Consider the following 6,892-nt stretch of genomic DNA (forward strand, 5'->3'; position numbering starts at 1 on the left):
GCGCCGCCCGGCGGGCGGAACGCGCGAAGCCGCGCCGCCGCACCCGCCTGCGCAGCCGTTCCCGGCCGGCTTCGGACGGCCATTCCGCCGGTTCCTCGGCCGCCGCGCCCAGCAGAGCCCGCCAACTCTCGAACCGGGCGGCGCACGTCGGACAGACGTCCCGGTGGCGAAGGAGAAGCGCGGACTCCGACGGCTGCAGACGTCCCGTCAGCAGGTCGATCCATCTCTCCTCGGGAATGCCGCAGCTTCGCTCATCCATGACGGTCCCCTCCTTCCGGCTCCGCCCAGCCCATTTTCTCAAGCGCCTTCCTTAAATGGTTCAAACCGTACCGCACTCGCGACTTGACCGTTCCGAGCGGCACCTGCCAGTCCTCGGCCAACTCGCGCTGGCTGCGCGACGAGAAGTACGCCTCCGCCAGCGTCCGGCGCTGCAGGCCGGGCAGCTGTCCGAGCGCGAGCCGGACGGCTTCTCCCTGCATGCGCGCCAATACCGTCTCCTCGGGCCGGGAGAGCGGTTCGCGCCCGAAGCCGGCTATCGGCTCCGCCTCTTCCTTCAGCACGATCTTGCTCCGCTTGCGCAGACGGTCCAGGCAGCGGCTGCGCAGCTGGACGGCGAGCCACGCTTCGACCGTGCCCCGCTCCGGATCGTACCGCTCCGGGTGGCGGATCACCTCGAGCAGCACGTCGTGGCAGGCGTCCTCCGCCTCCATCCGGTCGCCGAGCAGGTGGCGGGCCATCGGCAGAAGCCAAGGGACGACCTGCCCGTACAGCCGGTCGAACGCCTCCTCCGAGCCCTCGCCGATCTCCTTCAGCCACCGGACCATGTCTTCGTTGTGGTTCCTCGCCATCGCGTTCATGACGTTCCCCCGCTTGATCGCATTGTCTCTCTACTTAAATAGATAACAGAATCGGCTTGTCCGGGGAACGGGCTGCCGCGTTTTTTAGCTTCCTTTAAGCTTCCTTTAAGCGAATTTTTATCTAAAAATCCGGCCCGCCGGTAAATCCGTTCGACCTCCTTCCCCGTAGTCCATATGAATCCAACACCATCACCTCGGGAGGGGTCTACACTTATGTTCAAGCCACTCGGAAAAAGATTCGTCGCCGCCGTCGCGCTGCTCTTGTGCGTCGGCCTGGTCGCGTCCGCGGCTCCGACTTCCGCCGCCGGCGCGGTGAAGCTGTACACGCCGTACGCCAGCCTGTCGGCCGCGCCGGGAGAACAGCTCTCCTACGACGTCGATCTCATCAACGACAGCGCGGATATCCAGACGGTCGATCTAAGCTTCGAGAGTCCGGGCAAGGATTGGAAGACCGAGCTGACGGCCGGCGGCCACGCGATTCGCCAGATCTCGGTGAAGCCGAACGATTCCCAGACCGTGAACCTGAGCGTTCAGGTGCCGTTCGAAGTGAGCAAGGGGGATTACACGCTTCGGCTCAACGCGGGCTCGTTCGGCGCGCTCCCGCTTAAGATCAACGTCGCCGAGCAAGGCACCTACCGCACCGAATTCAAGGCGGAGCAGCCGAATATGCAGGGGCACAGCGACTCCACGTTCACGTACAATTTGACGCTGAGCAACCGGACCGCCGGCAAGCAGCAATACTCGCTCACGGCGGAAGCTCCGGCCGGCTGGGACGCCCGGTTCTCCGTCGGGGGGAACAACGTGACGAGCGTCGAGATCGACCCGAACGGAACCCAGTCGATCACGCTTACGTTGACGCCCGCGGAGAACGCCGCCGCCCAGACGTACGAGATTCCGGTCCACGCGTCCAACAGCAGCACGTCCGCCGATCTGACGATGGAAGCCGTCATTACCGGTACGTACGGCATCAATCTGACGACGAAGGACCAGCGGCTTAGCGCGAACGTCACGGCCGGCGGCGAGCGCAAGCTCGAGATGGTCGTGCAGAACACCGGCACCGCCGAGCTGACGAACGTCAGCCTCACCGGGACGGCGCCGACGGAATGGGAAGTGTCGTACGATCCGAAGACGATCGCTTCCATCAAGCCCGGACAGTCGGTTCCGGTCACCGCGACGATCAAGTCGTCCTCCAAGGCGTTGTCCGGGGATTACGTCGTCGCCATGACGGCGCAGGCGGCGGAGAAGTCGGCGGACGCGGCCGTCCGCGTGACGGTCAAGACGTCCGTGCTCTGGGGCTGGGTCGGCGTGCTTATCATCGCCGCCGTGCTCGCCGGCATCTACGCGCTGTTCCGCAAATACGGGAGGCGGTAACCGATGGATAAGCCGGTTATCGAGCTGAAGCAGCTGACCAAGCGGTACGGGGAGTTCACGGCCGTCTCGGGGCTGGACCTGGAGATCCGGCCGGGAGAGATCTTCGGCCTGCTCGGTCCGAACGGGGCGGGCAAGACGACGACGATCCTCATGATGCTCGGCCTGACGGAACCGACCTCCGGCACGGCGACCGTCTGCGGGATCGACGCCACCCGCAATCCGATGCAGGTGAAGCGGCGGGTCGGGTACATGCCCGACGACGTCGGGTTCTACGAGGACCGCTCGGGCCTCGACAATCTCGTATACACGGCGCGCCTGAACGGAATCGAGGCCGGCGAAGCGAAGCGCCGGGCGGAGGAACTGCTCGGGAAGGTCGGCCTCGCGGACGCCGCGCGCAAGAAGACGGGCGCCTATTCGCGGGGGATGCGCCAGCGGCTCGGGCTCGCGGACGTGCTGATCAAGCGTCCCGAAGTGATCATTCTCGACGAGCCGACGCTCGGCATCGACCCGGAAGGGGTGCGCGAGCTGCTCGCGCTCATTCGCGACCTGAGCCGCAACGAGGGCTTGACGGTGCTCTTGTCCTCGCACCATCTGCACCAGGTGCAGCAGATCTGCGACCGCGTCGGGCTGTTCGTCGGAGGGAAGCTCGTCGCGAGCGGCGATCTCGACGCTCTCTCGCGGGAGCTGGACGGCGGTCCGTCGCACGTCGTCGAGCTGGACGTCGTCGGCTGGAACGAACGGCTGTCGGAGCGGATCTCGTCCATGGAACACGTGACGTCCGTCGAGACGACCGATCCCGACGCGCTCGGCGCTTCGGGCTCCGCTTCCGCGGGCGCTCCCGGAGCCGTCACCGTCCGCGTCAGCGGCACCGCCGACGTCGCCTCCCGGCTCGCGGCCTTCGTCGTCGAGAACGGCGCTTCGCTCGTCGGCCTCCGGCCGATGAGATACGGTCTCGACGACATCTATCATCGCTACTTCGAAGGAGGAGATCCGAGTGGCCGCGTTCATTGAGAAGCTGAAGATCGCCCGCAGGGAGGAAGGCGGCTCGGCGCGGACGCCGTCGCCCTTCTGGGTTATGGTCCAGAAGGAGTTCGGCGACCATATCCGGAGCTGGCGGTTCATCATTCTGCTCGCCATCGTGACGCTCGCGTGCATCGGCTCGATCTACGCGGCCGTCACCGCCTTGAAGGACGGCCAGTCCGCGTCTTCCGGCAGCGGCTCCGGCGACGCGGCGAACTCCTTCCTGTTCCTGAAGATGTTCACCGAATCGGACGGCTCGCTGCCGAACTTCCTGACGTTCCTGTCGTTCCTCGCCCCGCTGATCGGCATCGCGATCGGCTTCGACGGCATCAATTCGGAACGGAACAAGGGGACGCTGAGCCGGGTCATGTCGCAGCCCGTCTACCGCGACGACTTCCTGAACGCCAAGTTCGTCGCCGGGCTGCTGCTGATCGCCGTCGTCGTGTTCTCTCTCGGCTTCCTCGTCATGGGCATGGGGCTGTTCACGATCGGCTATCCGCCGACGCCGGAGGAATTCTGGCGCGTCATCGCGACGCTGCTTATCACGACCGTATACGTCGGCCTGTGGCTGAACCTGTCGCTGCTGTTCTCCGTCCGCTTCCGCCAGGCGGCCACTTCGGCGTTGAGCGGCATCGCGGTCTGGATCTTCTTCCTCGTGTTCTACGGCATGATCGTCAATCTCGTCGGCAACGCGACGGCGCCCGGAGATCCGACCGATGCGGCCGCCTTGCTGCACCAGCAGGATTGGCTCATGCTGCTGTCGCGGCTGTCCCCCGCGTACTTGTTCCAGGAAGCCGCCTCGACGCTGCTGCTGCCGGACACCCGGACGCTGAATCCGTTCATCACGCAGGATCAGGCGTACCTGGCGATCAACGCTCCGCTCTCGTTCGGGCAGAGCCTGCTGCTCGTCTGGCCGCAGGTCGTCGCCATCGTCGCGGAGACGGCGATCTCGTTCGCCGCGTCGTACGTGGCGTTCATGAGGCAGGAGATTCGTTCCCGCTCGTGATGCGAATTCTGCATCTGGTTGCAATTCCCCGTCCGTTTGGCCGGACGGGGGATTTTTTTGTTTATTTCAGGTCGATATATATTGACTCGATATATATCGACCCAATATAATGTGCGAAGGGAAGACGCGGACCGCATACGAAGGAGGCACCCTCATGAACAGCCAAGACGTCATACTCGGATTGCTCCACAAGAGGCCGTTGTCGGGGTACGAGATCAAGGGATTGTTCGAATTCCCGCTCGGCTTCTTCTTCGACGCGAGCTTCGGCACGATCTACCCGACCCTGGCCAAGCTGGAGAGCTCCGGGTTCATCTCCAAGGAGAGCGTCGTGCAGGACAACCGGCCGAACAAGAACGTATACCGCCTCACCGAAGCCGGAAGGAACCGATTCCGCGAATACATGAATTCTCCTCTGGAGCAGGACTTGTACCGGTCGGACCTGTTGGTCCGTCTCTTCTTCGCGGAATTCGTCGGAACGGACCGCCTCGCCGAATGGCTGACGAGCGAGATCGAGGAAGCGAAGCGCCAGCTCAAGCAGCTCGAGGATTTGCGGATCGCGGAGCCCGACATGCCGTCCGGCTCCTGGCTGTGCCTGCAGGTCGGCATCGATCTGATCCGCGCCAAGGCGAAGGCGTTGGAGGAAGGCTTGAAGCGGCTGCAGGCGGAACGTTCGGCTTCTTCGCCGGACGGGAATTAAGCAACGAATAACAGAAGGAGTGGAGAAGGACAAATGGCGCAGCGTTCCCAGAAGACGGGACTCATCCTCCTCTCGATGGCGCTCGGTCTGCTGATGGCGTCGCTGGACAACACGATCGTGTCGGCGTGCATCAACAGGGTCATCGAGGACATCGGCGGCTTCGAACAATTCAATTGGGTGTTCACCGCCTACATGCTGGCCGCGACGAGCACGATGCTCATCTTCGGCAAGCTGTCCGACTTGTTCGGACGGAAAAGATTTTACTTGATCGGAATCGGACTGTTCCTGATCGGCTCGGCGCTGTGCGGAATGGCCGGCAATATCCAGCAGCTCATCTGGTTCCGGATCCTTCAAGGGATCGGGTCGGGCTCGGTGTTCCCGATCTCGTTCTCGATTATTTTCACCCTGTTCAACGATCCGAAGCAGGCCGCCAAGCTGTCCGGCGTCATGGGCGCGGTGTTCGGCCTGTCGTCGGTAGCCGGCCCGCAAATCGGAACGCTCATCTCCGATCAGCTCAGCTGGCGCTGGTGCTTCTACGTCAACCTGCCGATCGGCCTCGCCTCGTTCCTCGTTCTGCTTATCGCGTTGAAGGAGTCCCGCGCCGAGCGCAAGCCGAAGATCGACTACTGGGGAGCCCTGCTCCTCATCGTCTCGACGGTCTCGCTCATGCTCGCGCTGGAGCTCGGCGGGAAGGATTACGCCTGGGGCTCCTGGCAGATCGTCGGCCTGTTCGTTCTCGCCGCCTTGGGGACCGCCGCGTTCCTGTTCGTCGAATCGCGGGCCGAAGAGCCGATGCTGCCGCTGCCGATCTTCCGCAGCCGCCTCGTTCTGGGCACGAGCATCCTCTGCTTCTGCCAGGGCGTCATCATGTTCTCGGCCATCACGTATTTGCCGATCTACGCCGTCGCCGTTCTCGGGCGCGCCAATTCGAACGGCATCCTGACGCCGATGATGGCGTCGCTTATCTGCGGGGCGATTCTGTCCGGCTTCCTCGCCGGCCTGTTCAAATTCCGCACGATTATGTTCGTCAATATGGCGCTCGGCGTCGTCGCGGCGATTCTGCTTATGTCGATGACTCCGTCCACCCCGTTCTGGCAAGTGATCGGGATCATGATCCTGCTCGGCGTCGGCGTCGTCGGCCCGCTCATGAGCCTGGCGCAGAACGCGGTCGCCATGAGCGTCGATCCGAAGTACATCGGCATCTCCTCCTCCGTCGTCGGCTTCTGGCGCAATATCGGGGGCATCATGGGAGCCTCGGTCATGGCCGTTCTCGTCAACGACAGCTTGAAGAGCTCCGCGGTCGAGGCGGGCGAGAAATTCTCCATCCCGCGGGACCAAGTCGCGCAGATCGCGAATCCGGAGAACGTCATCCGCGCCGCCGACAAGCTGCCTCCGGATTTGCTCGCCTTCCTGAGGGATGCCATCGGCTCCGCCATTAACCACGGCTTCGTGCTGGCGCTCGGCGTTACGATCTTCGGCGCCCTCGTCGCCTTGACGGTCGGCGGCGCCAAGCTGCAGGCGAGGCCGAAGGACGGCGAGCAGCCTTCGGTCAGCCATATCGCATAATGCCGCAACGAAGCGCGAAGGGGCCGTCCCACCAGTCATCTAGCGATGACGGAGGGACGGCCCCTGTTGTTCGTCTTGCGGATGCCGCTCTGTCTCATAAAGCGATGTTTAGTCAGAAGGTTGATGCCGATTCCTGCAGGTGGGGGGGGGCGAGGATAACCCTCCTCCTGAACCCGTGCGAACTCGTGCGAACCCGAGCGCGTCGCTATGAAGCCATCAAGCTCGTAGACGACAACCTCATCTCTTCGGCTTTCGCTGGGGGTGGCGTTTTTTTGGCATTCGAAGCCGCCACGGCAGCGCGAGAAGGCCCCAATGCCGAAAAATTCGGCATTCAAAGCAACCGCGCCTGCGAGCAAGGCCTCCAATGCCGAAAAT

The 6,892-nt window shown here is 63.6% G+C and carries 8 protein-coding genes; 5 read left to right on the forward strand and 3 right to left on the reverse strand.

Annotated features, from left to right (window positions below):
- A partial coding sequence (locus H7B90_RS31900; protein ID WP_221482245.1) for an anti-sigma factor occupies window positions 1-259 on the reverse strand: 259 nt, incomplete at its 3' end.
- The gene (locus H7B90_RS31905; RefSeq protein ID WP_185139945.1) at window positions 252-857 is read right to left on the reverse strand and encodes an RNA polymerase sigma factor; all 606 of its coding nucleotides are present in this window, start codon (window positions 855-857) and stop codon (window positions 252-254) included. The genes H7B90_RS31900 and H7B90_RS31905, both read right to left, overlap by 8 nt.
- Before the next feature lie 213 nt (window positions 858-1,070).
- On the opposite strand from H7B90_RS31905, the gene H7B90_RS31910 reads away from it, so the two are divergent.
- The 5 genes from H7B90_RS31910 to H7B90_RS31930 all read left to right on the forward strand — a co-directional run bounded on the left by H7B90_RS31910 (window position 1,071) and on the right by H7B90_RS31930 (window position 6,517).
- Window positions 1,071-2,228 (forward strand): COG1470 family protein, encoded by a 1,158-nt coding sequence (locus H7B90_RS31910; protein ID WP_185139946.1) that lies wholly within the window; start codon window positions 1,071-1,073, stop codon window positions 2,226-2,228.
- Between the two features lie 3 nt (window positions 2,229-2,231).
- Window positions 2,232-3,239 (forward strand): ABC transporter ATP-binding protein, encoded by a 1,008-nt coding sequence (locus H7B90_RS31915; protein WP_185139947.1) that lies wholly within the window; start codon window positions 2,232-2,234, stop codon window positions 3,237-3,239.
- Window positions 3,223-4,254: an ABC transporter permease gene (locus tag H7B90_RS31920; RefSeq protein ID WP_311772852.1), complete on the forward strand. Its 1,032-nt coding sequence runs from the start codon at window positions 3,223-3,225 to the stop codon at window positions 4,252-4,254. The genes H7B90_RS31915 and H7B90_RS31920 overlap by 17 nt, the downstream gene beginning before the upstream one ends.
- Window positions 4,255-4,408: 154 nt before the next feature.
- Window positions 4,409-4,951, forward strand: a complete 543-nt coding sequence (locus H7B90_RS31925; protein ID WP_185139948.1) for a PadR family transcriptional regulator — start codon at window positions 4,409-4,411, stop codon at window positions 4,949-4,951.
- Between the two features lie 33 nt (window positions 4,952-4,984).
- Window positions 4,985-6,517, forward strand: coding sequence for a DHA2 family efflux MFS transporter permease subunit (locus H7B90_RS31930; protein ID WP_185139949.1), 1,533 nt, complete (start codon window positions 4,985-4,987; stop codon window positions 6,515-6,517).
- A 35-nt stretch (window positions 6,518-6,552) separates the two neighbouring features.
- Here the strand turns inward: H7B90_RS31930 and H7B90_RS32640 are convergent.
- On the reverse strand, window positions 6,553-6,892 hold a 340-nt coding region (locus H7B90_RS32640), incomplete at its 5' end, for a hypothetical protein (RefSeq protein ID WP_221482246.1).

Origin of the sequence: Cohnella xylanilytica (genome assembly GCF_014212175.1) — a bacterium.
In the GTDB taxonomy this organism is placed as follows: Bacteria; Bacillota; Bacilli; order Paenibacillales; family Paenibacillaceae; genus Cohnella; species Cohnella xylanilytica.

Coding starts and splice junctions, on each gene's coding strand:
- H7B90_RS31910 (WP_185139946.1), top strand. CDS start 1,071: ATGTTCAAGCCACTCGGAAAAAGATTCGTCGCCGCCGTCGCGCTGCTC.
- H7B90_RS31925 (WP_185139948.1), top strand. CDS start 4,409: ATGAACAGCCAAGACGTCATACTCGGATTGCTCCACAAGAGGCCGTTG.
- H7B90_RS31915 (WP_185139947.1), top strand. CDS start 2,232: ATGGATAAGCCGGTTATCGAGCTGAAGCAGCTGACCAAGCGGTACGGG.
- H7B90_RS31930 (WP_185139949.1), top strand. CDS start 4,985: ATGGCGCAGCGTTCCCAGAAGACGGGACTCATCCTCCTCTCGATGGCG.
- H7B90_RS31905 (WP_185139945.1), bottom strand. CDS start 857: ATGAACGCGATGGCGAGGAACCACAACGAAGACATGGTCCGGTGGCTG.